The organism is Bacteroides sp. AF39-11AC (assembly GCF_003474285.1).
Classification (GTDB): domain Bacteria; phylum Bacteroidota; class Bacteroidia; order Bacteroidales; family Bacteroidaceae; genus Bacteroides.
Window position 1 is genome coordinate 160,847 of the sequence record NZ_QROH01000002.1, and the last position, 25,110, is coordinate 185,956.

Sequence of the window (25,110 nt, forward strand, 5' to 3'; positions counted from 1 at the left end):
TTTCTTATATTATTATTCTGTAAATTCTTAGAAGAACAAATAACGACTGTCTTTCACATCAGCCTTCAGATACAAGTCGTTGAGGAACTGGCTTGCCATGCGGGCATGCATATTCTGCAACGTAGCTTCTTCAGTTTCCTGGTTGAAAGTCTCATTCAGCTTTTCTTTAGCATACGGCTGAAGAACGAATACACCACCATTACCTTTAATCGGAGCACTCAGTTTATTCAGTTCAGCAATAGATGCATAAGCACCTACCAACGGTTCGCTGGCACGTAATGCCGAAACATAAGCAGGAGCTGCAAAAGTTACATGCTTCACAGAGTCGCTTACTGCTTCAGCCATAGATTTATATTGGTCGAATGAAGTTGCACCGGCAGCTTTCATATCAGCCATGATCTTCTCAGCCTTCTTATCACGGATCAATTCCAGTCTCAGTTGGTCTTTTACCAAAGCCAACGGACGGTAACCTTCCGGAATAACAGCAGACACAGCTACAACCAACATACGGTCGCTTTCACCACATTCATACAAACCGGATACTTCACCTGGTTTTGCAGAGAAAGCCCATCTCAAAGCTTCCTTAGTACCTCTGATACTACCGATACCATGTTCAGAGCTATACAAGTCATTTCTATCTAACAGTTTATATCCTGCATCTTCAGCATTAGCAGTCATCTTCTCCAATGTCGGATTGGAAGCAATGAACTGACTGAAATCATTGTATGCTTTGCTATAAGTTTCCTTGCTAAATTCTACCGGACGTTTGATAACAGCTACCTTATATTTATCTTTAACAGCTTTCTTGTCCATTACCTGTAAGATAATGTTTGCCTGTGCCAAAGAAAGGTTAGCCATTTCATTCTTACCAAGAGTAGTAACAGTATTCACATACTTCAGATTGTCACCATCCAACTGCGCACCTTCATAGTTAGCAGAAGAAATCCAGGTAGACTCACCTGTCTGACCGTACTTCTTAGCAATCTCTGCAAAGTCAGCACCACCCTTGATAGCAGTATAGATACTGTCAGCCAAAACCTTTGTCTTAGCAGCATCTTCTGCCACTACCTGTATCTGACGATACTGAACAGAGTCCGGCATAGAAGCTGTAGCCAATTTCTTGAATGAATTGATTGTATTATCTGTTGCATTGTAGTAAGGACCATATACGCCACCTACGGAAACAGAGTCCAGACGAGCAACTACATCAGTAGGCAATGCCTTAGAAGTATAATACAAATCAATATAAGGAACTTCCGAACCTGCTGCACGAACCAGAGTAGAATAATCACCCGGAGTACCTGCAAGTTGTTCTGTATATTCCATAACTTCCTCTTGGATAGCATTTCTATCTTCAGGACTTGCAGTTACCTGTACATCAATAAACTTGATGTTACGAGTTTCTACATATTGTCTGAATTGTTCTTTCTTCTTGTCGTAAGCAGCTTTCAGGTCTGCATCTGTGATGGTTACAGTTGAATCTTCAATAGAAGAATAAGGAATAGCAGCCAGCAACAAATCTGATTGATCTACTCTTGCATTGAAAGCATCCTGAGCCTCTACCGGATTAGAGAAAAGAGACTTGGAAACCAGAGCCTGATATTTCTCTGCCAAACGAGTCTGAATCAGTTGTTTTTCCAGGAAAGACCAGAACTTGTACATAGACTGATAATATTCAGCGTACTGTGCCGGCATCTGGGCTGTATTCATCTTAGAGTAATCCACCAAAAACTTCTTCAACATATCTTTATCAAAAGCACCGGTTTGCGGGTTACGGAACGGAGTTTGTTGCAACATCGGGTGTACACCTGCATCGATGATTGCCTGAATTTCTGCTTTAGAAACTGAAATACCAAGTTTCTTCGCTTCGTTTTCAATCAACTTATTGTTAACGTAGTTTCTCCAAACTTCATCTTTAATCTGATTGTTTTCTTCATCGGTAAGTGCGCTTGTACCTCTCGAGAATTTCACAACTTCAGTATATTCTTCTACCAAGTTCTGATAATCCTGAGCGGAAAGTGCCTCTCCGTTAACCTCTCCTACATCATGTGACTGGTGTGGCTGCAATACCTTCCAAGCATCTCCTGCAATGAAAGCGAACAGCGCCAAACCAATAACAATCACCAATAAGGGTCCTTTAGACCGAATGTTTTGTAATGTTGCCATTTTAGTTAATATGATTTATTTGTTTATTATTATTTTCTCCAAACTTCATTTTAGCGCACGAAGATACAAAAAATGCTAATACGCATCTATTTATTCTTTAAAAAATTACGCCATTCTGTTATTATTCCACCACTTTCAGGCGTACTAACTCTATTTTTGTGGCCGTAACCTTAATAATTTTAAACTGAAATTTATCAATCGTCACTACTTCATGCAATTTCGGGAAACTCTGATAACGATTCAGAATCAATCCGCCTACCGTCATATAATCATCTTCTTCCGGTAGATCCAGATTGAATGTCTCATTCACCTTTTCTATTTCCAAACGACCGGAAAGTACATATTCATCTTCTCCTATCTGTTTGCATACATACGAAGTGTTATCGTGCTCATCTTCGATATCACCGAATATTTCTTCCACCAAGTCTTCCAACGAAACAATGCCGGACGTACCGCCAAACTCATCCACCACCACAGCAATGGTTTTCTTCTGCTGCATAAACAGCTTCATTAACTTATGCGCTGCCATTGTTTCGGGCACAATGGGCACCTCCTTTACATTATTCCGCCAATCAGCAGGATTACGGAACATTTCAGATGAATGAATATATCCTACTACATTATCTATATTTCCGTCATAGACTATAATCTTAGAAATACCGGACTCCACAAAAAGAGTCTTTAATTCTTCCAGAGAAGTCGTCAGATCCACAGCAACAACTTCTGTACGTGGCACAATGCAATCGCGTATCTTAATGCTGGAGAAGTCGAGTGCATTCTGAAATATCTTCACTTCGGTATCCAGTTCCTCTTCATCTTCAGCATTATCAATACTGCTCTGAACAAAATAATCCAGATCCACTTTCCCAAAAGCCTTATCGGATGCCTCCTTGTTGATCTTCATGCCAAACATGCGCAAAAAAAGATAAGACAGCCCGGAAGCCAGTTGGGATATCGGATATAGAATGACATAACAGATGAGTAACGGGAAAGCACAGACTTTCAACACAAGATTGGGATTAATCTTGAATAAGGTTTTAGGAAGGAACTCACCTGTTACCAGGATAATAAGTGTGGAGATGACTGTTTGTAACAATACTTCTACAAAATCATTGGAGATTAGATCTCCCAGTAAATGTACTTTGATAACTTGCGCCATGAGGATACCATAAATAACCAGCGCAATATTATTACCTACCAGCATGGTAGATATGAAGTTATTTGAATTACGGAAGAAATAAGAAAGGATGCGTGAAGTCACACCGTCCTTACGCTCCATTTCAAAACGTAGTTTATCTACGGAAACAAAAGCAATCTCCATACCCGAAAAAAAGGCGGAGAAGGCCATAGTAATCAATAAATAAATATAGGTATCCATAATTATGGTTTGATACTATCGGTTCGCACACTTCCAGTTTGCACACTATCGGTTTGCAAGCTATCTGCAGGCGCTGTGGCATCATCATCCACATAGAAAATGCCTTCCGGCTTTCTTATTGTATAAATAGTCATTTGTTCATTGGAGTCAAAGCCATGTCCCGTGATGATCCGGTCAGGCTGCTCAATGCGGATAAACTGGTCGGAATAGATAGTGTGCTTATTCTGGTCCCAATATAACAGGTCAGTCTCAAACCTTTCACCTTTCAGATTCTGAATATCCACATTACTCATCAGTTTCCACAGCTTTTGCTTCTCATAATAATATGCTGTATCTGCCTTTACACTCGCCTCCACGTTGAATACCGAGTCGAATTTCTCCAGATAAACACCTTTTTCAAATGCCCAATAGGGCGGATTTTTTCGGTCGAAGACCAGCCACTCTTCCGTATTGATACGATAACGGGTGACACCCGAATCAGAGATCAAAGTCATAACTCCTTTCGTATCCATCACAGGCAATGAATCACGCTCTGTTATAGCATCTCCCATATCCTTATGACGTCCGGAACAGGCGGAAAATAAAAGAAGCATAACCACTGCCCCACAGGCAATGGTTATGCTCAAACTTCTACAAAATAGAACGTTACTTCGTTTTGGTAACATATTAATATTTCTTATCGAACCGTTGTGCTTTCACCGATCCAACCACCTATTGTAACGCGGTCTCCAGCTTTAATACCTAACATAAAGAGGTCTTCAGCTTTCGGCGTATAACGTGCATACGTTGAAATCAATTCGTTTGCCTTATCAGCTACACTCGGATCTACGGCTTTAGCACGTTGCAACTTATCAATAACAACGAAGTATGTACACTTATTCAAAGCAGACTCGTCATTCCAGTTCGGGCTGGAAGCATAAAGCTGTGCAAGCAAGATGTAAGCATCTCCAAAGTTTTCCTTGAAACCAATGGCTTTCTGCAAATAGCTTCTCGCCTGTGACAATTTCTTACTATTAAACAAAGATGCAGCAACAATATAACATAATTGAGCTTTCTTTTCAGAGTCGCTTTCAAGACTTAATGCCTCATCAAAGTATTTGATAGCTGTATCAAAGTCACCTTTCTTATATGCCATATATCCACATCCTGTAGCAGCGTCAGCAGTAGGATTGATCTTATACATATAATAAGAAGCTTGGAAGTATGCTTCGCTTTCAGTACATTTCATCATCTTCAAGATAGAAATGGCTTTCTTCAGATAAGCCGAATCCGTTTGATTGCTTTCAATTTTAGGACCATAAATTTCCTGCAAAGACTCACAATCAGCAGTACCACTATTGATAAACATGGCAACAAGATTATCTTTTACTTGTTGCAAAGCAGCTTTCTTTTTCGCATCATCTTCTGCGGCAATAGCAGCATCAGCATATTCTGAATCTGTCAGATAATCCTGGATAAATTGTTCTTTATGATTAGGATCTATCTTCAGCTTATTCAAGGACATCTCCAGGAAATAATGCAAAACAGCACCCGCTGAATTTCCTTTTTCTGCATCAACAGATTCTTTAAGCCACGCGTATGCCTGATTTACATCTGGGTTAGGAGCCCAGCTCATATAATCCAGAGCCTTGGTACCCAATGCAGCTTCCACAGTCGGAACTTTCATTCCCTTTGCTGCAAATTCCGGTATATACTGTGCTCTCAAATCATATACTTCCATTAATTCATCGAAATACTTCTTGTAATCAGCAGAATTACGATCTTTTATATCACTCAAAAAAGAACGCAATATTGAAATACCATCAGAAAAAGTATAGTATCTCAATGTCGGACAATCCTTGAGAACCTCTTTCCACGGTAAATAAGCATCTTTAAAATTATTAGCTCTTACCGCTTCATGAGAAATACTACTGTTCTTGTTACAATCTTCCTGTGCCAGGACACTGGTTACTCCACCCGAAAGGAGCAAGACAGCTACAAGCGTTTTAATCTTCATTGTATTTAAATTTTAGTTGTTATATTGTCTATTCTTCATTATTGCACTTTACGTTTCCAGAACCATTGTTCATTGAATGTCACGCCAATACAAAGACGCAATGTGTTCTCATTCAAGAATTTACTTTCCGTACCTTGCATTCTCACATATTGTGCTGAGATGCTCAATACAGAACGGCTACGTGGCAAAGGCAATCCAAAACCGGCAGTTACTCCGTACTCATTCGCAGCACGTGCCCCATCTATCTTATAATAAGGTTTGGAATAATAAGCTCCCAAACGATATTTAATATGTGAGAGATAGCTTCTTCCCAACAAGTTAGGAACATACTCTGCACCCACAGCAATCTTGGCACGATTACAGAAAGCATCCGGATTATTCATAAACGTCGTACTACTCCATTTCTGAAACATCACATCCGCCCCCACTGTAAGGCGATCATCATATACATATGTCACACCGGCACCCAATGTCATAGGAATGCCCATTGTCAAGATTGTATCTTTTTGCGATGTAGTATACCCTGTTGAGCTATTACCCTTCTGATTTTGTACATACGCCTCATTATTCAAGTCATGTCCCGGTGAAAAAACAACACCTAAAGTAGCAACATGCTTCTTGCTGAATTGGTGTGTATACTGTGCACCGAAATCAAGTTTATAACTTGTAATTTCCATGCCCGTAGCTGTAATCAAAGGCATTACAGTCGAATTAGACGGAAATGACTGACTACGGGTATGTGTGATATCCCCCCAAAGATACGAAATATTCGCACCAACAGAAAGATTTTTAAATATTTTAAAACCTGCACCCAAATAAAGTTGATGTAAGCCACCTTCACCGGCATAAGTCGTACTGGCAGAATTCTCCGGATATTCCGTGTTTTCCTGATAACTGGCCATTGTATAGCCAACGTTAGAATAAGGCAACAACCCTATGCTCATCGCTCCCCATTTGGAAAGACGGAATTGCATAGTGATATAGTCAAAACTGGAGTTTTTGGCATTCTTTTTAACAGTCCCATCACTGAAGTTGGTATTCTGCATGGAAATACCCCCATCAAACATAAAAGTCAACGAATCGACCGCCGTATAGGATGCCGGATTCGCAAAATTAGTCTGATACTTGTCACGTAAGCCATAAGCAATGCCACCCATTGCCTTACTATTACCCGACCCTTGGTCTGCCAGCTGTCCGTATCCATATCGTGTATAGGGAGAATTTGTATTATTTTGAGCGACCGTCGCCCCAGATAATATCGTGAGCAAAAGCACCAAAAGTGTTTGTCTAAATCTTGTCATTATTATAGTTTAAAATTCGATTTAATCCTTTCAACACTAAAAATCTGTCTGCAAAGATGATACTTTTTAAGTTTGTATCAAAAGAAAAATCATCCCCGCCCGTTAAAAAAACCAAAAGTTCAGGATATTTATGTTTCATAGCCATTATGTAACCCAAAATTTCATATTCCATACCTTTCAGCACCCCAGCGCGGATGGCAGTCTCAGTATCCTTTCCCATCGGGAGTTCACACCCTTCACGTTGCACCAACGGCAAACGTCCAGTAAACTGATGAAGTGCACGAAAACGCATTTGCAAACCGGGTGAAATATTCCCGCCGTGATAGCGTCCTTCAGCATCCACAAATTCGTACGTAATACACGTGCCGGCATCAATCACCAGAATGTCTCTACCTGGGAACTGTTCGTTAGCAGCTACCACAGCCGCCATGCGGTCATAACCCAATGTCTGAGGAGTCTCATACAGGTTTTCCACCGGAAGCGGAGTCTTTTCATTCAGCCAAAGCACCGGTATAGGAAGTAATGCCAACTGCGCCAGCACCTGTTCGCTCAGGTCTATTACGGTTGCAACAATCGCCTTTTCAAAGTGATATTTATGATAAACATCTTTCAAATGCTCCAAATTCTGCTTGGAGTCATATACCACTTCTAAAAGTGAAAAGCCGTCAAAGACAGCTACTTTTGCTACCGTATTTCCAATATCAATAACGAGATTCACTGAATACTGATTATTTTTCCGGGCGCAAAGATACTATTTTAATTGAATTGGTTTTCTTTTTTCTATCAATATTCGTCATTAGCGTAAAGGAAGTCGAATGTAGCTTGATTATACTCAAATATTTCTTCTGGTTTAAAAAATCTTTTCAACTCCACTTCTGCTGCTTCAAGCGAATCGGAGGCATGCACTATATTCTCCTGAAAACTCATGCTGTAATCTCCACGAATAGTACCGGGAGCAGCCTTCCTGCCGTTGGTGAGACCTGTCAGTGTTCTTACAGCTTCAATCGCATCCACTCCCTCAAAACAACACACAATGACCGGGCATGCCATCATTGAATCCTTCACGCGCTGAAAGAACGGCTTTGCACTTAAGTGAGCATAATGCTCATTGAGTATTTCATCCGTCAGCTGCACCATCTTCATACCGGCTAAACGTAAGCCTTTGCGTTCAAATCTATTTGTGATCTCACCTACCAAGCCTCTTTGCAGGGTACATGGTTTTAAAATGACCAGTGTTTTCTCCATCATAATAGTCGATTCTTTTTTTTAAAAGTTATAAAACAACTCTCTCCAAAAATACTACTTTTCCATGAAATACGATCTTCGTTGGGTCTTTTTTATGTGAATCAGAAGAAAAAGAGATAAATAAGTAATGCGAATCAGGAGTTGAATTGATTCATATCTTTTCGGTTATGAATTAAATGGGTACGCGGACAAGGCGGACGAACGCGGATTTAAAAAGCTGCGCTATACTATTATAAATAATAAATTAAAGTCCGCGTTCGTCCGCCTTGTCCGTGTCGTCCGCGTATCTATTCATTCATTACCATATAGTTTTAACACTTTAGAAATGTCTCGTCCCCCCAATCACCTGAATTTCCGGTCTGATATTGAGTCAGCAGAAAAGAGATAAATCTCTAAAAAAATGCCTAAGAAATAAAGGAATACCTCGTCAGCCGAAGATAAACTAAAGAAATTGCTATAAGAATGAAAAAGATTACAGTCTTTTTGCCTAATTTTGCAGCATGAAACGAAAACTACTCATTTTCATATATTTCATACTTTATTCTCTTTACCCGCATATAACCACTGCTCAAGAGCAAACGTTGCAGGGAAAGACATCCGACTCGATCCGCATCAGCCTGCTGACCTGCGCCTCGGGTGGAGAAATATATTCTCTTTTCGGGCATACTGCCATCCGCTACGAAAACTTTACCCGGAATATCGACGCTGTTTTCAACTATGGCATGTTCAATTTCAATGCTCCCAACTTCATTCTCCGCTTCGCTTTAGGAGAGACGGACTACCAGTTAGGAGCTACCAATTACGAGCACTTTGTAGCCGAATACAACTACCTGGGGCGGGACGTATGGCAACAAACACTGAACCTTACTCCGGACGAAAAGGAACATTTGTTTAATCTGCTTCAGGAAAACTATCGCCCGGAAAACCGTGAGTATCGTTACAACTTCTTCTACGACAACTGCGCCACCCGACCGCGCGACCAAATAGAGAAAGCCATCGACGGCTCTCTGCGATATGCTGACAATATGACCGACAATGACACGGGAGTTTCTTTCCGTGATTTACTGCATAAATACAGCGAGGGGCATCCTTGGTCACGTTTTGGCATGGATATGTGTATGGGTAGCGAAGCTGACAAGCCTATCAACCGAAGACTGATGATGTTCGTCCCCTTCTATGTACAGGAGTACTTCAATACAGCCCAAATCATAGACAAAGAAGGAAAAGCACGCCCGCTGGTATCCTCTGAAGAGAAAATAGTGGAAACCGGACTGACAGCTGCCGACCACCGCTCCGGTGGTATTACCCCGATGCAATCGGCCTTGCTGCTGTTCATCCTGGTAACTGCCGCCACCATCTACGGTATCCGACGCCAGAAAACCCTCTGGGGACTGGATTTAATTTTGTTCTTCTGTGCCGGAATAGCCGGATGTATCCTTGCTTTCCTGGCCTTGTTTTCCCAACACCCGGCAGTAAGCCCCAATTATTTACTGTTTGTATTCCACCCGTTGCACCTATTTTGCCTCCCGTGGATGATAAATAAGGTGAGAAAACGACAAAAAAGTCGATACATGGTACTTAATTTTATCGTTTTAACACTTTTTATACTGCTTTGGGCGATAATACCGCAAAGATTTGACTTAGCTGTATTACCTTTGGCACTTTGTTTGCTGGTACGTTCAGCAAGCAATCTTATTTTGACATCGAAAAAGAGATAAATGAAAAAGGGACTGATAACTTCCATACTCGCATTAACTTTCACCGGTCTGCAAGCCCAACCGCTACCTGCCACTCCTAAATTAGTGGTAACGTTGACGATTGACCAGCTGCGCACCGACTACATGGAAGCATTCTCTTCCCTATACGGAGAAAAAGGGTTCAAAAGACTGATGCGCGAAGGCAAGGTTTTCTATCAAACCGAGTTTCCCTTCAGCGGAACAGACCGCGCCTCTGCCATTGCCGCCATTTACAGCGGTACGACGCCCTCAATGAACGGCATCATCTCCCAGCAATGGATGAATGCCAATACATTGCGCCCGATGAATTGCGTGGACGACCCCGCTTTTATGGGAAACTTCACCGACGAGAGTTCCTCTCCTTCCCAATTACTGACTTCCACCATTGCCGATGAACTGAAAGTAGCCACCCGCAACAAAGGTATGGTATATGCCATTGCCCCCTCGCGCGATGCAGCTATCCTTGCCGCCGGACACTCCGGAAACGGTGCGTTCTGGTTGAATGAAAACACCGGTAAGTGGTGCAGTACTACATATTACAGCGAATTCCCATGGTGGGTGAGCCAATACAATGAACGGCAATCACCCGATTTTCGCATCCGCGATATGGTGTGGGAACCGATACATCCTATAAATAGATATACGTTCCTGCCCGAATGGCGGGATCAACCCTTTAAATATAAGTTCGACAGCGAACGGATCAATAAATTCCGCCGGCTGATTACCAGTCCCTTCATCAATGATGAGGTAAACTTACTCACAGAGGAACTCCTGGAAAAGAGTACGATTGCCAAAGATGAGATACCAGACTTGCTGGCACTGACTTATTACGCAGGAAACTACAACCATAAGAGCACACAGGAGTGTGCCATGGAAATGCAGGATACTTATGTACGCCTGGACCGCAGTATCGGCTCCCTACTCGACCTCATTGACCGCAAAGTAGGCTTGCACAATGTCATTTTCTGCATTGCATCTACGGGATATGCCGACCCGGAAGCACCGGACCTGGGCCTGTACCGCATCCCGGGCGGGGAATTCTACCTGAACCGCTGCGCTACCTTGCTGAATATGTATCTCATGGCTACGTATGGCGAAGGACAATACGTAGAAACCTACTATAATCAGCAGATTTATCTTAACCATAAGTTAATAGAGAATAAGCAACTGAATTTAGCGGAGATACAAAATAAATCCGCCGACTTCCTGATACAGTTCAGCGGAGTGAATGAGGCTTATTCCGCCCATCGCTTATTATTAGGTCCTTGGTCACCCCAGATTGAACTGACACGCAACGGTTTCCATCGTAAACGTTCCGGTGACCTGCTGATAGACGTGCTGCCCGGCTGGACTATCGTGGAAGAAAATGTCACAGATAGCCGCGTAGTACGTCATGCAGATGTGCCTGCTCCACTCATCTTTCTGGGTGGTGGTATAAAACCCGAAAACATACGGGTTCCTGTCAATATTACCCGCATAGCCCCTACCCTGTCAAGTGCGATGCGCATCCGCGCCCCGAACGCTTGTACAGCTACTCCACTGAACTTTTAAGCTGAAAACACATCTTACTTGGTAAATCAAGTGACATGTTAACGAAGTGAATCGAAAGTTGAGTGTTTTACTCAAAAAACAATTCGTAAACTTCTCGTAAATCAGCATTTTAATGTAACTTTGTACCCGCATTTAAGGCAAAGTTACGCCCGAACTAATTAAGCAAATAATAATAAAAACAGATATATAATGGGATTTAATGAATTTTTAAGCTCGATTTTCGGCAATAAATCCACGCGCGACATGAAAGAAATTCAGCCGTGGGTGGAAAAGATCAAAGCCGCTTACCCGGAAGTTGCCAAACTCGATAACGACGCTCTACGCGCCAAGACGGAAGAGCTGAAAACCTACATCCACAATTCGGCTACAGAGCAACGCGCTAAGGTAGAAGAACTGAAGGCAGGTATCGAAGCTATTGAACTGGAAAACCGTGAAGAGGTTTTCGCACAGATAGACAAACTGGAGAAAGAAATACTGGAATGCTACGAAAAAGCACTCGATGAAGTACTGCCTGTAGCTTTCTCTATTGTAAAAGAAACAGCAAAACGTTTCTCTGAAAACGAAGAAATTGTAGTGACAGCTACTGAATTCGACCGTCATCTGGCTGCTACGAAGGACTTCGTACGTATTGAGGATGATAAGGCTATCTATCAGAATCACTGGTTGGCCGGTGGTGCGGAAGTTACCTGGAACATGGTACACTACGATGTGCAGTTATTCGGTGGTGTGGTATTGCACAAAGGTAAGATCGCCGAAATGGCAACGGGTGAAGGTAAGACATTGGTGGCTACCCTCCCGGTATTCCTGAATGCATTGACCGGAAACGGTGTGCATGTGGTAACTGTGAATGATTACCTGTCTAAACGTGACTCCGAATGGATGGGGCCTCTTTACATGTTCCACGGTTTAAGTGTGGACTGTATCGACAAGCATCAACCAAACTCTGACGCACGTCGCAAGGCATATCTGGCAGATATCACATTCGGTACAAACAATGAATTCGGTTTCGACTACCTGCGTGACAACATGGCTATCAGCCCGAAAGACCTTGTACAACGCCAGCACAATTATGCCATCGTCGATGAGGTGGACTCCGTATTGATTGACGATGCCCGTACACCGTTGATTATTTCAGGTCCTATCCCTAAAGGTGAAGAGCAGTTGTTTGAACAGCTTCGCCCGCTGGTAGAGCGCTTGGTAGAAGCACAGAAGAAACTGGCTACCCAATATCTGGCCGACGCCAAACGCCTCATTGCTTCCAGTGATAAGAAAGAACAGGAAGAAGGTTTCCTTGCCTTATTCCGCAGCCATAAAGCTTTGCCGAAAAATAAGGCATTGATCAAGTTCCTGAGTGAACAGGGCATCAAGGCTGGTATGCTGAAGACTGAGGAAATCTACATGGAGCAGAACAACAAACGCATGCACGAAGCAACCGACCCGTTGTACTTCGTCATCGAAGAAAAGCTGAACAGTGTAGACCTTACAGATAAAGGTGTGGATTTGATTACCGGTAACTCGGAAGATCCTACCCTCTTCGTATTGCCCGACATCGCCGCACAACTTTCCGAACTGGAAAACGAAACACAGTTGACAGATGAAGAACGTCTGGCTAAGAAAGACGAATTGATGACAAATTATGCCATCAAATCCGAACGAGTGCACACCATCAACCAATTGTTGAAGGCATACACCATGTTCGAGATCAATGATGAATACGTTGTACTCGACGGACAGGTGAAGATTGTGGACGAACAGACCGGACGTATCATGGAAGGTCGCCGCTATTCCGACGGTTTACATCAAGCTATCGAAGCCAAGGAAAACGTGAAAGTGGAAGCTGCTACGCAGACATTCGCTACCATTACGTTGCAGAATTACTTCCGTATGTACCACAAGCTATCGGGTATGACCGGTACTGCCGAAACGGAAGCAGGTGAGTTTTGGGATATCTACAAACTGGATGTAGTAGTGATCCCGACCAACCGCCCCATTTCCCGTAAAGATATGAACGACCGCGTTTATAAGACGAAACGCGAGAAATATAAAGCTGTTATCGAAGAGATCGAACAGTTGGTACAAGCCGGACGCCCTGTACTGGTGGGTACTACTTCTGTAGAAATCTCTGAAATGCTGAGCAAGATGTTGTCTATGCGCAAGATTGAGCATAGCGTACTGAATGCCAAGCTGCACCAGAAGGAAGCAGACATCGTAGCTAAAGCCGGTTTGAGCGGTACAGTTACCATTGCTACCAATATGGCCGGTCGTGGTACGGATATCAAGCTGAGCCCGGAAGTGAAAGCTGCTGGTGGTTTGGCAATTATCGGTACGGAGCGCCATGAGTCCCGTCGTGTAGACCGCCAGTTGCGCGGACGTGCCGGACGTCAGGGTGACCCGGGTTCTTCTGTATTCTTCGTATCACTGGAAGACGAATTGATGCGCCTGTTCTCCTCCGACCGTATTGCCGGTGTGATGGACCGCCTCGGTTTCAAGGAAGGTGAGATGATTGAACACAAGATGATTTCCAACTCCATCGAACGTGCACAGAAGAAGGTGGAAGAAAACAACTTCGGTATCCGTAAACGCTTGCTGGAATATGATGACGTAATGAACAAACAACGTACCGTTGTGTATACCAAGCGTCGTCATGCCTTGATGGGTGAACGTATCGGCATGGACATCGTGAACATGATCTGGGATCGTGTTGCCGCTGCTGTTGAAGCTCCCGACTACGAAAACTGCAAAATGGACTTCCTACAAACACTCGCTATGGAAACTCCGTTCAGCGAAGAGCAGTTCCGCAACGAAAAGAAAGAGAAACTTGCAGAAGAAGCTTTCAATGTAGCCATGGATCTGTTCAAGCGCAAGACTGACCGCATGGCACAGGTTGCTTATCCGGTTATCAAGCAGGTGTATGAGACTCAAGGACATATGTATGAAAACATTCTTATCCCCATTACGGATGGTAAGCGTATGTACAACATCTCCTGTAGCCTGAAAGCCGCTTACGAAAGCGAATGTAAGGAAGTGGTGAAAGCTTTTGAAAAGTCTATCCTGCTGCACGTCATCGACGAATCATGGAAAGAAAACTTGCGTGAGCTGGATGAATTGAAACATTCTGTGCAGAATGCAAGCTACGAACAGAAAGACCCGTTATTGATTTACAAGCTGGAGTCTGTCAATCTGTTTGATACAATGGTGAATAAGATCAATAACCAGACTGTTTCTATCCTGATGCGTGGACAAATTCCGGTACAGGAGCCACAGGAAATTCAGCAAGCTGCTCCTGAACAGAAGCAGGACATGAGCAAATACCGCGAACAAAAGCAAGATCTGAGTGATCCGAATCAACAGGCTGCCGCCCAACAGGATACACGTGAGCAAGTGAAACGTGAACCGATTCGTGCGGAAAGAACTGTAGGACGTAATGATCCTTGTCCTTGTGGAAGTGGTAAGAAGTATAAGAACTGTCACGGAAGGAATATGTAATGAGTGATTAGTATGCTAATCACTTATCGCTAATCACTAATAAAAGCCTCAAACGGTTAAAATCTGTTTGAGGCTTTTATATATCCATACAAAAGTGTATTTTTGTTATTCTTAGATAAAGAACAAGCCTATGACTAAGTATTCGCATCTCTTAGGGATCTGTTGCGCTCTGCTACTTGGCGGTTGCCAGACCGTAGAACAATTATCCATCGACTATATGCTGCCGGCAGAAGTCAGCTTTCCGCCCAGCCTCAAACGTGTAGCCGTAGTAAATAATATGCCATCCATCCCGGACAACAAGTTGATCGTAGAAGAAACGGATGAAAAGAACAAAGATGAGACGGAAATAGCCCGCAAAACAAAATACTTCAACGGAAATGCTAAAATAACCACTGAGGCACTGGCTGAAGCACTTGCCAACGAAAACTATTTCGATGAAGTTGTTATTTGCGATTCTATGTTACGGGCCAATGATATGATTCCCCGCGAAAGTACCCTCAGCAAAAGTGAAGTGGAAAGTCTTACCAAAAGCCTGGATGTCGATTTCCTGATAGCTTTGGAAAATATACAACTACGCTCCCTCCGCAAAATTGAATACCTGCGCGAGTGGGGTGTTTATGCCGGAACCATAGACGTAAAGGTATACCCTACCGTAAAAGTATACCTGCCTAACCGAAATGGTCCGATGGTAACAATCAATACCAACGACAGCATTTTCTGGGATTATGCTGCCCCCAGTATAGCTCAGGCCGGTGCAGGGCTCATCAGTGAAACAGAAATGCTGAAAGAAGCTTCTGAATTTGCCGGCACTGTGCCTGTAAAGTATATGCTGCCATACTGGAAGACAGCTTCCCGCTACCTGTTTACGAGCGGTTCGGTAAATATGCGTGATGCAGCCGTTTATGTTCGTGAAAACAACTGGGAACAGGCCATTGAGCTTTGGAAACAGACCTACGAGAAGAAGAAAAAAGGAAAACAGAAAATGTATGCTGCCTATAACATAGCTCTAGGATATGAGATGCAAGATAGCATTCAGGCAGCAGAAGAATGGGCACTAAAGGCACAAAAAGAAGCATACGACATAGACAAGATCGAAGAGAAAAAAAAGCAGGGAGGAATAGATGTCAGCGACGTTCCCAATTACTTTGCAGTAACCCGCTACCTGAATGAATTGCAGGAACGAAAGGAGGGAATGACCCGGCTGAATGCCCAAATGGAACGATTTAAGAATGATTTTTAGAGAAATGATGCAGAGGTAATTATTTTTTTTATACCTTTGAACGTCCATTAAGAAAGAATATCTATTATGAAACTGAGCCAAGCATCATTATCACTCCTTGAAAAGGCCATTAAACAGGCGGTCGCCAAATACACTTGCGGCTGTGAGCAAACTATTGTGACCGACATTCATCTGCAAGCCAACCAGAATTCCGGCGAATTGTCCATCTTTGACGATGAAGACGAATATCTGGCATGTGTCTCTATCGAGGAATGGATGACGTATGACGGAGATGATTTCTACGAAAGTGCAGAACGTATTCTTTCCACTTTACTCCACAACATGAAGAACGGAGGTGACTTCGACAAACTGGCCATCCTGAAACCTTACTCTTTCGTATTAGTGGATGATGAAAAGGAGACAATTGCAGAGTTACTGCTGATGGATGATGATACGTTGCTTGTGAACGAAGAATTGCTGAAAGGTCTGGATGAAGAGTTGGATTCTTTTCTGAAAGAACTGCTGGAAAAGTAATAGCATTTGATTTATAAAAAATAAATTAGCCCTTGCAGTAATCGGATATTGCAAGGGCTAATTCATTTAGTGATAAGTGATAAGTGATTAGTGATTAGCACCATGCGGAATAATAGCGCAGCCACTTATCACTTATCACTAAACCTTAATCACTAATAAATCATTTCTTCAGCGCAGCAATGCTCTCTTTCAGAGAGTTGATAATACTTTCCGCATCCGCCTGTTTCTTACGTTCCAGTTCGAGGACAGCGGCAGGAGCATTATTCACAAACTTCTCATTGCCCAGCTTCTTCATGACGCCTTGCAGGAAACCTTCTTTATGCTTCAGTTCTGCTTCCATACGAGCTATTTCGGCTTCCACATCAATCATATTACCCAGAGGTACGGCATATTCCGTAGTTCCTACCATGAATGAAGCAGCACCTTCGGTTTTAGTATCTACCACATCAATTGCCGAGAGATTACACATCTTCATGATAACCGGATTGAATTCTGCAATCGGATTTTCGCCTACAACCTGCAATTCCAACGTTTCCTTTTGAGCTATGTTTTTCTGCAAACGGATAGAACGAACATTACTGATCACTTCTTTCACTACTTCGAATTGCCGAACTGTCTCGCCGTCCACATAGGTATTTATTGTCAAAGGACATACCATAAGACTTTCACCTTCTTCGCGCTCATACATCTGTTGCCAAAGTTCTTCGGTAATGAACGGCATGAACGGATGAAGTAAATGAAGCAGATTATCGAAGTAACCAATTGTAGCAGCATGAATTGAACTGTTGATACCTTGTCCGTAAGCCGGCTTAATAATTTCGAGATACCAGGAAGAGAATTCATCCCAGAACAATTTATAAACAGCCATAAGAGCTTCGCTCAAACGGTATTTACTAAACAAGTCAGCTACTTCGGCAGCAACCTCATTCTGCTTGGATTCAAACCAGAAGGATGCCAGTCTTGCAGCTTCCGGTACAGGCTGACTGTCATCAATTGTCCAGCCACTTACCAAGCGGTAAGCATTCCATATCTTGTTACAGAAGTTACGTCCCTGTTCGCAAAGAGCATCATCGAACAAGATGTCATTTCCGGCAGGAGCTGCAAGCATCATACCCATACGCACACCGTCGGCACCAAACTTCTCAATCAGTTCCAACGGGTCGGGAGAATTACCGAGGGACTTGGACATCTTACGTCCCAACTTATCGCGAACGATACCCGTAAAGTACACATTCTTGAACGGCATCTTTCCTTCATATTCATAACCTGCCATAATCATGCGGGCTACCCAGAAGAAAATGATATCAGGACCGGTTACCAGGTCACTTGTCGGATAGTAATAATCGATTTCCTCATTACCCGGATTGTTGATACCATCAAACAAAGAGATGGGCCACAACCAAGAAGAGAACCAAGTATCCAGACAGTCTTCATCCTGACGAAGATCTTCCATAGTCAGGGCAGGATTGCCGGTCTTCTCTTTTGCCAGCTTCAGAGCTTCTTCTTCAGTAGCGGCTACCACATATCCACCTTCCGGTAGGAAGTATGCCGGAATGCGATGTCCCCACCACAACTGACGGCTGATACACCAGTCCTTGATGTTCTCCATCCAGTGACGATACGTATTTTTATACTTGGCAGGATAGAATTTCAGATCGTCATTCATTACAGGAGGCAATGCCATATCTGCAAAATGCTGCATCTTGAGGAACCACTGCATAGAAAGCTTCGGCTCTATAACTACATTGGTACGCTCGGAATAACCTACCTTATTGGTATAGGCTTCCACCTTATCCAACAGGCCGGCAGCATCCAGATCTTTCTCAATCTGCTTACGAACATCAAAGCGATCCATACCGATATAAAGACCGGCAGCCTCGCTCAATGTACCATTATCGTTGAAGATATCGATGCTTGGCAAGTTATACTTTTCACCCAGCATATAGTCGTTCACATCATGTGCGGGAGTTACTTTCAGGCACCCTGTACCGAACTCAATATCCACATAATCATCTTCGATTACCGGAATAACGCGATTTACCAAAGGAACGATCACTTTCTTACCTTTCAGCCATTCGTTCTTCGGGTCGTTCGGATTGATACACATAGCGGTATCACCCATGATCGTTTCAGGACGGGTGGTAGCTACCACAGCATAGCGTCCTTCCGCATCACCTTCCACTTTATAGCGCAGATAATACAGTTTGCCATGCTCTTCCTTGTAGATAACTTCTTCATCAGAAAGGGCGGTCAAAGCCTTCGGGTCCCAGTTTACCATACGTACACCACGGTAAATCAAGCCCTTATTGTAGAGGTCTACAAATACTTTCAATACACTTTCGCTACGCTTTTCGTCCATAGTGAAAGCGGTGCGGTCCCAATCACAGGAAGCACCGAGTTTACGCAGCTGCTTCAGGATGATGCCACCATGTTCATCTGTCCACTCCCAAGCATGCTTCAGGAATTCGTCACGGGTAAGATCCGTCTTCTTGATGCCTTGTGCAGCCAGCTTATTTACAACTTTCGCTTCCGTAGCGATAGAAGCGTGGTCAGTACCCGGTACCCAGCAGGCATTTTTGCCTTCCATACGGGCACGGCGTACCAGAATATCTTGAATGGTATTATTAAGCATGTGTCCCATGTGGAGCACGCCGGTGACGTTAGGGGGCGGGATGACGATGGTGTAAGGCTCACGACCATCGGGTTTTGAACTGAATAATTTGTGGTCCAACCAATACTGGTACCACTTTCCCTCTACGTCAGCAGGGTTGTACTTACTTGCTAATTCCATATCTTTTAAATCTGTATATAATTTATTTTATCGCGAATAACGGGCGCAAAATTACTAAATTTAATTCAAATCTTGCCACCCTCCGGCGCTTTCTGTGCAGAGAACGACAATTTATAACCTTCATAAAGAGCAATTCCATAAAATACGATTGTCATGGAAGCCATATTTTCTATTACCACAGACATCACTTCACTATAACTGGTATCGAAAAGAACGTCCATAAAAGAGACTTCATATTCTTTGGCCACCAGACCTACGATAGAGAAGAAATCTCCCATCACACAGCTTATCAACGCCAAAGCAGCACCAATAATGCCGAATATCGGGCGTATTCCTTTCCCTTGGCGCATCGCAAATCCTACCAGGAAACCGACACCAATAGCCATATATCCTATCTGATATCCGGTAGAAATAGAGATCAAAGCCCAAGCCACAGCACCTACGATGCATGCCAACACTCCGAATAATACAGCTTTCGGTAAATTCTCCTCAGCCAACAGCTTTTCCCTGTCCACATATCCCGAATAATCTTCAGGTTTAGGAGTAGGAGCCATTTTCTCCAGTTCTTCATCCTTTTGGTAGCTTTCACATTCACCTACAAATGCAGGGATAGCCCCGGTACGCTTGCAAACCAGTCCTCTGCCATTCACGAAATCGCGTGAAACGCAATTGCGGCAATAGCGTTCAATGTCATTTTGATCAGTCATAATTACAGTGTCTAATGTCGTTACTTAAATTGCTTATTAATAGTTTTTTTGCAAATATAAAGCTAATTTCCTACGTGACATTTAATAAATGTATATTTTTGCCTTTCAAATAAATTTGCGATGAAATATAAGCTGAAGATTCGTTATATCGTGCTATGTACGCTCTTGTTAGTAGTCTGGGCCACACAGTTCATTCCGGCTATGGGAAAAATTTATGCACACAGCGTATATCCTGTCATAGCCTATATTCTTTCGTCTTTCTCCCGCCTCATTCCCTTTGCCATAGGCGACTTATTCATAGCCCTCAGCATTGCGGGCGTGCTCCTCTACCCTGTCTATGCCCGCCGCTTTCAGAAGAAAAAGTGGAAACGCATCTTGCTGAATGATATTGAATATCTGTTATGGATATACGTCTGGTTTTACCTGGCTTGGGGACTTAATTATTCACAGCCCAACTTCTACCAGCGAACAGGGATTCCTTACACTGCATACACTCCCGAAAACTTCCGGAACTTTGTTAATGATTACGTTGACAAACTGAATGGTTCGTATGTAGATGTAACCACTATCAATAAGGACCTCATCCGCCGGGAAACGGTTTGCGGGTACAATCAGATCAGTGATACGCTGGGCGTACATCATCCTTTCCATAAATCACCACGGGTAAAGACTATGCTTTTCACTCCGCTGATTTCCATGGTGGGCGTCACCGGCAGCATGGGACCTTTCTTCTGTGAATTCACCTTGAATGGAGATCTGCTCCCTTCACAGTACCCTGCCACGTATGCTCACGAACTGGCACATTTATTGGGCATCTCCAGCGAAGCGGAAGCCAACTTCTACGCTTATCAGGTCTGTACCCGTTCGCAAGCGCGAGGTATCCGTTTCTGCGGCTACTTTTCAGTGCTGGGACACGTACTTGTCAATGCCCGCCGACTGATGGATGAAGAAGAGTACAAAGAGCTCTTCAACCGGATACGCCCCGAAATCATTGAACTGGCTAAAAGTAATCAGGAATACTGGACAGAGAAATACAGTCCGCTCATCGGTGATATACAAGACTGGATATACGACCTGTACCTGAAAGGAAACAAGATCCAAAGTGGCCGCAAGAACTACTCCGAAGTAGTCGGGCTGCTTATATCCTATTATACACATTGCAATAAATAACCCTATAAAGATATGTTACATACAAGAAAAGAACAGATGGAAGCCTTCGGACGCTTCCTGGACATACTTGACGAACTCCGCGAGAAATGTCCCTGGGACCGCAAGCAGACTAACGAAAGTCTGCGCCCCAACACCATTGAAGAAACTTATGAACTTTGTGATGCCCTGATACGTGACGATAAAAACGATATCTGCAAAGAGCTGGGAGACGTCTTGCTGCACGTAGCTTTCTACGCTAAGATAGGTTCCGAGAAAGGCGATTTTGACATGAAAGATGTATGCGACCACCTTTGCGAGAAATTAATCTTCCGCCATCCCCATGTGTTCGGTGACGTAAAAGCCGATACTGCCGGACAGGTTTCCGAAAACTGGGAACAACTGAAGTTGAGAGAGAAAGGTGGAAACAAGAGCGTATTGAGTGGTGTCCCTGCCGCCCTTCCTTCACTCATCAAAGCTTACCGTATTCAGGACAAAGCCCGCAACGTCGGCTTCGACTGGGAAGAACGGGAACAAGTGTGGGATAAAGTAAAAGAAGAAATCCAAGAGTTTCAGGCAGAAGTGGCCAATATGGATAAGGACAAGGCAGAAGCCGAATTCGGGGATGTGCTATTCAGCCTCATCAATGCCGCACGCCTCTACAAGATCAATCCGGATAATGCATTAGAGCGCACCAACCAGAAGTTTATCAACCGCTTTAATTATCTGGAAGCACATACCATCAAGGAAGGCAAAAACCTGCATGATATGACTCTGGAAGAGATGGACGCCATCTGGAACGAAGCTAAAAAGCTGGAAAAATAAAAACTCAAATGCATGCGGCTGCGAAGATTCACACTTGCGGCTGCGAAGGCCATCACTTATACAAGTGAAGGCTTACACTCCCGCAAGTGTAAGCCTTCGCAGCCGCATGTATCGGCTATAGACGAAAAAAGGAGCCGAAGCTCCTAATATTCTGTTATTTTTTCTTTCCTTGCGGTTTCTGAGGTTCTCCACCTTTATGATGCATCCCCTTCAGCAACTCACGGTTAAAACGCATTTCGGCACGCTGTACCAGATATATCTTTTTGTTCGAAAGTATCTTCTTAAACTTCTCATAGTAAGTTTTCTCCAGACGGTTGGTAGCAATACGGGCATCATATACGCCTTCTAAAATCTCATTATATTGCGCTTCGGTCGTCTTTTCATCCTTTCCCTTCCGAAGTAAGTTCCATGCCTCATCATTCAGTTGCTTTTTGCGATCCTGCAATTCAAAATAAACAGGAAAGAATTTAGCGGCTTCTTCCTTAGTCAATCCGGCTTTTTCAGTGATATACGCTTTCTGCTTGGCACGGAATTCGTCAGGAGACAAATGTTGATTACATCCGTCCATAGCCCACGACAAGGGGATGAAACTGCACATCACAATAAACAAAACAATTAGCTTTTTCATTTTCTTCTCATACGGTTAAGTTGTTACTCACATCACTCTGCGCCGGCATCTGTGAGATAGACATACAGCGAATAATCATCCAGCATGGAATTATCCAGCACCGTACTGATATATTCATCAGAAACAACTTCTGTTTCAGGTTCGTCCATCGCCATCCGGTCGTTAACAGGTGTACGTTCAGTAGAAGCAACGCGGATAATCAATGCTGCGCCGACAAACATGGCAGTCATATATACCCATGGCTTGATTCTCTCCCACTTCGTAGGCTCTCTCTTAATAATTGCAGGTGTTTCCTTTTCGGGAAGCCGGCTCATCACCTCTGAAGTAAGATTCTCAAAGTATCCGTCAGGAACACGGAAAACATTTTCCTTCCCTACCTTCTTCAATATGTTATCTTCTTCTTTCATAAGCTTTTTTCCTCTCTGTTAGGTTAGACTATGTTTTGGGGTAAAGGTTTAAACCTCTCCCTCCAAAAACTTTTCTATTTTTTTCACGGCATGATGATAAGAGGCTTTCAGAGCACCAACAGATGTGCCGAAGATGTCGGACATCTCCTCGTATTTCATTTCCTGGTAATACTTTAAGTTGAATACCATACGTTGTTTTTCCGGCAGTGTAAGCAATGCTTTTTGTAGAGACTTCTGTGCCCGGTCGCCGGAGAAATAGGGATCACTTTCCAACTTCTGAAGTACAGAAGCATCTTCATCATCGATAGAAACAGTAGTTACAGCGCGTTGTTTATTTAGGAAAGTCAAACATTCATTCAAAGCGATGCGATAGAGCCAGGTAGAAAGCTTCGCATCCCCACGGAAATAATCGATATTGGTCCATGCCTTAATGAAGGTGTTCTGAAGTAAATCATTGGCATCTTCATGCAAAAGCACCATACGACGGATCTGCCAGTATAACTGTTCGCTATATTGCGCAACAATCAACTCAAACCCTCGCTTTTGTGTACTTTCATCTTGTAGAAGCTCCAGCACTTCGCGTTCATTATAGGAAGGATTCATAAGTCTCTATTCCGTTTCGTTTATTTGATTACCACTTTCCGCACTACATTCCCAATCTTAAAGATGTAATAACCTTTAGGCAAATTCACCTGAACGGTGACATCCGTAGAGTCAATGCGTATCGTGGTAAGTTTCACGCCTACAATATTGTAGACTTCCATCTGGGAGCCGGGTTCTGCATTCTGCACACGCACCCGGTTATCTGCCGAAACAGTCAGCACAATAGTAGAAGACGGCTGCTCTTTCTGAGCCGTTTCCTGCTTCCGACCGTCCTGTGCCCATGCCACGGACTGCGACGAAAAAGTCAACAAAAAGAAAAAACAGTAGAGTAACTTTCTCATCTATAAGCCTATGTTTTCAGATTATTCCGTACAAATATACGGCATTCGGTTCGATAAAACAAAAAACAGACGGTTAAATGATAATTTGTTAGTGATTATCATTTATACCTCCAAACACAGCGTTTCCTTAGCCAGCACCGTCTCGGGGAAAACAGCCGAAGCTTCTTTAAGCAAAACATTCTCATCTTCATAGCGGGCAGAAAAATGCCCGATCACCAACTTCTTTGCTCCTGCCGCCTTGGCTATCTCTCCCGCCTGAGCAGCAGTAGTATGAAAAGTTTCTTTGGCACGAGGCAAGTCTGCATTTGCAAAAGTGGCCTCATGGAATAGCAGATCTACTCCTTTTATCTGTTCTGCAATCTCAGGCATGTAGATGGTATCTGAACAGTAGGCATAACTACGCGGTGGATCAGACGGACGTGTCAGTAAGGAATTGGAAATGATTTTGCCTTCCGGAGTCACATAGTCTTCCCCATTCTTTATCCTATTCAACTCGTATACCGGCACTTCATAGAAGTCGACCATCTCCCGAATGATATGATTGGGCCGCTGCTTCTCTGCAAACAGAAAACCGCAACAAGGCATACGATGACGCAATGGAATGGTAGTCACTGTCAGAGAACGGTCCTCATAGATCATTCCGGGTTCTTTCGTCTCAAACTCATGGAAAAGAACCTTATACGTCATTTGCCGGCAAAAGAAACTTAGCATCGGAGCCAATAGGGTTTCCAATCCTTTCGGTGAATGGATATGCAACTCGGCCGTGCGCCCCAGCAGATTGAGCGTGGATATCAATCCCAGCAAACCAAAACAATGATCTCCATGCAGATGGGAAATAAAAATATGATTCAAGCGGGAAAACTTCAGTCGGGACTTGCGGAACTGTAATTGAGATCCTTCTCCACAGTCTATCATATAAAGTTTGTCACGCACATTCACCACTTGCGAAGTGGCAAAATGACGGGTAGTAGGCAGCGCAGAACCGCAGCCCAGTATATGTAGTTCAAATTTCTCCATAATGTTGCAAAGATAATGCAAATCGAATGCAGA

The 25,110-nt window shown here is 43.4% G+C and carries 21 protein-coding genes; 7 read left to right on the top strand and 14 right to left on the bottom strand.

Features of this window, described 5'->3' with window-relative positions; genetic code table 11:
• Positions 1–27 precede the first annotated feature (27 nt).
• From DW036_RS03445 to ndk, 7 genes are all read right to left on the bottom strand, one after another.
• On the bottom strand, positions 28–2,166 hold the full coding sequence (locus DW036_RS03445) for a SurA N-terminal domain-containing protein (RefSeq protein ID WP_118461308.1): 2,139 nt from the start codon (positions 2,164–2,166) through the stop codon (positions 28–30).
• A gap of 121 nt (positions 2,167–2,287) precedes the next feature.
• The gene (locus DW036_RS03450) at positions 2,288–3,544 is read right to left on the bottom strand and encodes a hemolysin family protein (protein ID WP_118461310.1); all 1,257 of its coding nucleotides are present in this window, start codon (positions 3,542–3,544) and stop codon (positions 2,288–2,290) included.
• 2 nt (positions 3,545–3,546) lie between these two features.
• Complete coding sequence (gene lptC / locus DW036_RS03455) at positions 3,547–4,209, bottom strand: LPS export ABC transporter periplasmic protein LptC (protein ID WP_118461312.1); 663 nt, start codon at positions 4,207–4,209, stop codon at positions 3,547–3,549.
• Between the two features lie 11 nt (positions 4,210–4,220).
• Entirely contained in the window at positions 4,221–5,540 is a 1,320-nt protein-coding gene (locus DW036_RS03460) for a tetratricopeptide repeat protein (protein WP_118461314.1), read from the bottom strand.
• Between the two features lie 38 nt (positions 5,541–5,578).
• A complete protein-coding gene (locus tag DW036_RS03465) occupies positions 5,579–6,841 on the bottom strand; it encodes a hypothetical protein (RefSeq protein WP_022392040.1) in 1,263 nt (420 codons plus the stop codon).
• Positions 6,828–7,559: a type III pantothenate kinase gene (locus tag DW036_RS03470; RefSeq protein ID WP_118461316.1), complete on the bottom strand. Its 732-nt coding sequence runs from the start codon at positions 7,557–7,559 to the stop codon at positions 6,828–6,830. The genes DW036_RS03465 and DW036_RS03470 overlap by 14 nt, the downstream gene beginning before the upstream one ends.
• A gap of 65 nt (positions 7,560–7,624) precedes the next feature.
• A complete protein-coding gene (ndk, locus tag DW036_RS03475; protein ID WP_118461318.1) occupies positions 7,625–8,089 on the bottom strand; it encodes a nucleoside-diphosphate kinase in 465 nt (154 codons plus the stop codon).
• Between the two features lie 497 nt (positions 8,090–8,586).
• On the opposite strand from ndk, the gene DW036_RS03480 reads away from it, so the two are divergent.
• From DW036_RS03480 to DW036_RS03500, 5 genes are all read left to right on the top strand, one after another.
• Positions 8,587–9,804, top strand: coding sequence for a DUF4105 domain-containing protein (locus tag DW036_RS03480; RefSeq protein ID WP_187374543.1), 1,218 nt, complete (start codon positions 8,587–8,589; stop codon positions 9,802–9,804).
• Positions 9,805–11,373 (top strand): alkaline phosphatase family protein, encoded by a 1,569-nt coding sequence (locus DW036_RS03485; protein ID WP_118461320.1) that lies wholly within the window; start codon positions 9,805–9,807, stop codon positions 11,371–11,373.
• Positions 11,374–11,562: 189 nt separating this feature from the next.
• Entirely contained in the window at positions 11,563–14,859 is a 3,297-nt protein-coding gene (secA, locus tag DW036_RS03490) for a preprotein translocase subunit SecA (protein WP_118461321.1), read from the top strand.
• A 130-nt stretch (positions 14,860–14,989) separates the two neighbouring features.
• Positions 14,990–16,099: a DUF6340 family protein gene (locus DW036_RS03495; RefSeq protein WP_118461323.1), complete on the top strand. Its 1,110-nt coding sequence runs from the start codon at positions 14,990–14,992 to the stop codon at positions 16,097–16,099.
• Between the two features lie 66 nt (positions 16,100–16,165).
• Entirely contained in the window at positions 16,166–16,612 is a 447-nt protein-coding gene (locus DW036_RS03500) for a hypothetical protein (RefSeq protein ID WP_118461325.1), read from the top strand.
• A 160-nt stretch (positions 16,613–16,772) separates the two neighbouring features.
• On the opposite strand, the gene DW036_RS03505 is transcribed toward DW036_RS03500, so the two are convergent.
• Together DW036_RS03505 and DW036_RS03510 are read right to left on the bottom strand one after the other, a co-directional pair.
• Positions 16,773–19,403: a valine--tRNA ligase gene (locus DW036_RS03505; protein WP_118461327.1), complete on the bottom strand. Its 2,631-nt coding sequence runs from the start codon at positions 19,401–19,403 to the stop codon at positions 16,773–16,775.
• Between the two features lie 65 nt (positions 19,404–19,468).
• Positions 19,469–20,110: a hypothetical protein gene (locus DW036_RS03510; protein ID WP_118461329.1), complete on the bottom strand. Its 642-nt coding sequence runs from the start codon at positions 20,108–20,110 to the stop codon at positions 19,469–19,471.
• A 120-nt stretch (positions 20,111–20,230) separates the two neighbouring features.
• On the opposite strand from DW036_RS03510, the gene DW036_RS03515 reads away from it, so the two are divergent.
• A complete protein-coding gene (locus DW036_RS03515; RefSeq protein ID WP_118461331.1) occupies positions 20,231–21,280 on the top strand; it encodes a DUF3810 domain-containing protein in 1,050 nt (349 codons plus the stop codon).
• A gap of 12 nt (positions 21,281–21,292) precedes the next feature.
• Complete coding sequence (mazG, locus tag DW036_RS03520) at positions 21,293–22,081, top strand: nucleoside triphosphate pyrophosphohydrolase (protein WP_022393291.1); 789 nt, start codon at positions 21,293–21,295, stop codon at positions 22,079–22,081.
• Positions 22,082–22,235: 154 nt separating this feature from the next.
• Here the strand turns inward: mazG and DW036_RS03525 are convergent, their stop codons facing one another.
• The 5 genes from DW036_RS03525 to DW036_RS03545 form a co-directional block, all read right to left on the bottom strand.
• Positions 22,236–22,709 carry a hypothetical protein gene (locus DW036_RS03525; RefSeq protein WP_118295104.1) on the bottom strand — a complete coding sequence of 158 codons (474 nt, stop codon included), beginning with the start codon at positions 22,707–22,709 and terminating at the stop codon, positions 22,236–22,238.
• Between the two features lie 32 nt (positions 22,710–22,741).
• Complete coding sequence (locus tag DW036_RS03530) at positions 22,742–23,116, bottom strand: hypothetical protein (RefSeq protein WP_118461333.1); 375 nt, start codon at positions 23,114–23,116, stop codon at positions 22,742–22,744.
• A 48-nt stretch (positions 23,117–23,164) separates the two neighbouring features.
• Entirely contained in the window at positions 23,165–23,719 is a 555-nt protein-coding gene (locus DW036_RS03535; RefSeq protein WP_007212919.1) for an RNA polymerase sigma factor, read from the bottom strand.
• Positions 23,720–23,739: 20 nt separating this feature from the next.
• The gene (locus DW036_RS03540; protein ID WP_115502465.1) at positions 23,740–24,060 is read right to left on the bottom strand and encodes a T9SS type A sorting domain-containing protein; all 321 of its coding nucleotides are present in this window, start codon (positions 24,058–24,060) and stop codon (positions 23,740–23,742) included.
• A gap of 102 nt (positions 24,061–24,162) precedes the next feature.
• Positions 24,163–25,077, bottom strand: coding sequence for a ribonuclease Z (locus tag DW036_RS03545; protein ID WP_118461335.1), 915 nt, complete (start codon positions 25,075–25,077; stop codon positions 24,163–24,165).
• Between the last annotated feature and the right edge of the window lie 33 nt (positions 25,078–25,110).